Genomic DNA, 2,555 nt, shown 5'->3' with positions numbered 1-2,555 from the left:
GCCGTCGCCAGCCATCAGACCGCCGCCGAGCTTGACGACCTGGCGACCGAGACTGACCACCGCATACATGTGACGGTGCACGCCAGCCGGCGCGTCAGAGGAAAAATCGACGGCGTGGTCATCCACTACGCGCATCGCCTGGCCGAGACCCGCCATCCATCGAAGAACCCTCCACGCACACGCATCGACGATACGGTCCTCGATCTCACCGACACCTCGCACAGCCCACGGGCGGTCGCGGGGTGGGTTACCCAGGCTTGCCAGAAGCGGCTCACGACGCCGGAACGGCTGGCGGCTGCGCTGGCACGCCGGAAGAAGATCAAATGGCGGCCGATGCTAGAGGCGATGCTCATCGACGTCGCCGAGGGAGCGCAGTCGCCGCTGGAACTGAAGTACCTACGGGCCGTGGAACAGGCCCACGGGCTGCCAAAAGGCACCCGGCAGCGCCGCAACTCGTTTGCTCGCGTGATCTGGATCGACGTCCATTACGGGGAGTTCCGTACGGTGGTCGAGCTGGACGGTCGGGTCGGCCATGAAGGCGATGGCCAATTCCGTGACCGCCGCAGAGATAACCGCTCCACGCGGCAGGGCCTCTGGACGCTGCGCTATGGGCACGCTGAGACGTTCGGGACACCTTGCGACGTGGCCGCGGAGGTGGCCGGGGTCCTGCACAAGCAAGGTTGGCGTGGCGCACCCCGGCCATGCTCGTCGGGCTGCCCGCTCTCATGATCATGAACAGTAACCGTGCTATTTACACGGTTACTGTTCATGATCATGGTGGGATGGGTTACGTCGCTGGGACGTAGAGCCGGATGTCGTCGATGTGGGCGCTGCCCTCGTAGTAGTTCATGTGCGGCTGCCCGATCAGGAAGTAGTCCGGATACGCCGAGCCGGATGGCCACAGGTCCTCGTCGACGAACTCCTCACCCTCCGGTGACGTGTACGTCCAGGAGCCGTCGTGCCGCCCGTCGTACTCTTCGGCCGCCTGGTTGTAGTGCCAGATCGGGTTCTCACCGTCGTCGAACGGCTGCTCGTACCGGACTGTTCGGTGCCCGACGTTGCGGAAGTTGCCTGTCACCTCGAGGACGTAGGCACCGTCGCGGCGCTCGACGGCGAAGGTGTAGCTCTCCCGTGGCATCATCTCGGGGATCAGGTCCACTTGGCTGACGATGCCTCCGCCCACCTCGGTGCCGCACTCGGAGTGCATCAGGTACTCGGTACCGGGCTGACCGGAGTAGCGCCGGTCCGGCGTCATGAACAGCATGTTCACACCGTTCCCGCTGCCCCACTCGTAGGGCTGCAGCTCGCCGCTGGCCGGGTCGCAGTAGCGCAGGCCGTTACCGGTGTACTGGTACCGGTTGTAGCCGTCCATCACGACCTTGCGGTGGGTGTGGATGAACACGTTGTTGTGCGGGGCGGGGTTCTCGTAGTCCATGATCGACAGGAAGTAGAAGCCGTTGGAGTCTTGCGTGACGTCGAACCACTCACACTCGTCGGGCGTGTAGTCCCAGTTGGTGCCGCCCGCCCACGGAAAGAAGGTCTTGCAGCCGGTGGGTTCGTAGCCGTTGACCTTGCCGTCGTAGTCCCACTCGCCGTCGCGCTGGCCGCCGAAGTCCACCGTCCGCAGGGTGCTTTCGATTCGGTACTCCTCCGGGAGCGCGTCGGTGGGCCGGACGATCGCCCCGCCGTGGTGGGTGGGCACGTCGAACCGTCCGGCCGGCCCGGCGCCGCGCAGCACCTCGCGTCCGAAGCTCGGCGCCTCGTCTTCCACCCCGGTGCCGTCGGTGTCACGCGCGGCCAGCTCGGCCGTGAGCCAGCCGTCCTCGCCGAAGGTGAACGAACGCCGGTACAGGTCGAGCCCGGCGAGATGCTCGTCGAACGCGTCGCCGCCGAAGGTGCGGAAGTACTCGCCGTCGTTGTCGTAATGGTCGACGTTGTACGGGCTGTCCGGACCGTCGTCGTCGAGGAACCAGCCGGTGTCGTCCCGCGGCGCGAACCTGGAGAAGTTCTCCGACTCGACGAGCCGCCAGCCCTGCGGCGACGCGGGCGCTGCGTTCTGCTCCGGTTGCTCTGCCGTGACAGGCTCGGCTGCCGATCCTGTCGTGGCCACCAGCGGCACCATCACCGCCGACGCCACCGCTCCTACCGCGATACCTGCCCTCGTGCGCGCCACGCTGACCTCCCTGTGTACACGTCTGTCGCTCCTACCGTCCCCTTTCCATGATCATGAACAGAAAGCGTGCCATGTACACGGTTACTGTTCATGATCATGGAAAGGCGTCTACATCTCGCGGACCACGTCCCGGAGCGCTTCCACCGCGTGTTCCCGGTCCGGTGCCGCCCGGAGGGTCTCCGCGAGGCCGGTCATCAGATGCTCGGCCAGCGCCTGCAGCAGGCGCAGATGGCTGGAGTCGTCTGGTGAGCCGAACGCGAGCACCACGTCCACCGGGTCGTTGTCGTCGTGGCCGAACCGCACCGGCGCGGCCAGCGTCGTCGAGGCGAGGCAGAGCCGGTTCACCCCGTCCTCCGGGCGGGCGTGCGCCAGCGCCAGTCCC

3 protein-coding genes are annotated in these 2,555 nt (G+C 66.5%); 1 reads left to right on the top strand and 2 read right to left on the bottom strand.

Annotated features, from left to right (window positions below; genetic code table 11):
* Nucleotides 1–729: PDDEXK family nuclease (locus ELR45_RS26235; RefSeq protein WP_205857301.1), on the top strand; the 729-nt coding region annotated here is incomplete at its 5' end.
* Nucleotides 730–787: 58 nt separating this feature from the next.
* Here ELR45_RS26235 and ELR45_RS26230 read toward each other — a convergent pair.
* Both ELR45_RS26230 and ELR45_RS26225 read right to left on the bottom strand, forming a co-directional pair.
* Complete coding sequence (locus ELR45_RS26230) at nucleotides 788–2,173, bottom strand: hypothetical protein (protein WP_129668968.1); 1,386 nt, start codon at nucleotides 2,171–2,173, stop codon at nucleotides 788–790.
* A 108-nt stretch (nucleotides 2,174–2,281) separates the two neighbouring features.
* Nucleotides 2,282–2,555, bottom strand: a 274-nt coding sequence (locus tag ELR45_RS26225) for a PTS sugar transporter subunit IIA (RefSeq protein WP_165368113.1), incomplete at its 5' end; no start/stop codon positions are given.

The organism is Phytoactinopolyspora endophytica (assembly GCF_004138495.1).
GTDB classification, from domain to species: Bacteria; Actinomycetota; Actinomycetes; order Jiangellales; family Jiangellaceae; genus Phytoactinopolyspora; species Phytoactinopolyspora endophytica.
This window is presented reverse-complemented; position numbering and strand designations above follow the sequence as displayed.